Here is an 818-nt window from a genome sequence, read left to right as displayed (position 1 = left end):
GCCTCGCCGATGATCTGACGCGCGCGGGCGGTCAGGTCGGCGCGGTTCCAGTCGAAGAACACCAGGAAGGTGCGCGCCGGCGCCGGGGCCACGGCGGCCGCGGCCACCGGGGCGGCCGAACGGCCGAAGTTGTAGCGCACGCCGAACATGATCGAGTGGTTGAAGTTGTCCGCCTCGAAGGTGAAGCGGTTCGGCGCCGCACCCGTCGTGTTCACGACGCCGTCGATGTCGTGGCCGAGCGTGCCCATGAAGCGGTATTCCGCCGTGAGCGCGAGGCCCGGCACCGACGCGATCGGGAAGCCGATGCCGACGATCGCCTGGTAGGCGAAGTTGCCCTCGTCACCGTCGATCACCGCGGTCGACGTGCCGTTGCGCGCGCTGACGTTGTCAAGGTTGTGCAGCTGGTAGCCGGCGCCGACGCCGACATACGGGGCCACGCCACCCAGGTTGAAGTCATACAGCGCGTTGAACATCACGCCGTAGGTGCTGGCGTTGCCGGTCGTCCGCGCCAGGCGGCCGACGCCGTTCGCCTTCACGCTGTCGACGTCGTTCTGGCGGTAGCTGCCCTCGAGCTCGAGGCGCAGGCCGTTGCCGAAGCCGTAACCGGCGCTGAGGACGCCGACCCAGCCCCACTCGTAGCTGACGTCGAAGCCGCGGTTCACGGGGATCGGCACATTGTCCGACTGGCCCATGAGGTAGTTCGCACCACCGCCGAGGCCCACGTAGAAGCCCTGAACGCGCGGGTCCCAGCCCTGCGCGTTCGCGGCCATCGGCAGCGACAGCAGCGTCGCGGCCAGAAGCGTCTTCCTGAAGCTCAT

General features: G+C 68.8%; 1 protein-coding gene. It reads right to left on the bottom strand.

The window, feature by feature from the left end; all coding sequences use genetic code 11:
- The coding region (locus E8M80_RS25630) for an outer membrane protein (protein ID WP_137128552.1) at positions 1-818 on the bottom strand (818 nt) is incomplete at both ends.

Origin of the sequence: Roseomonas sp. HF4, assembly GCF_005222755.1 — a bacterium.
GTDB lineage: Bacteria > Pseudomonadota > Alphaproteobacteria > Acetobacterales > Acetobacteraceae > Neoroseomonas.
This window is presented reverse-complemented; position numbering and strand designations above follow the sequence as displayed.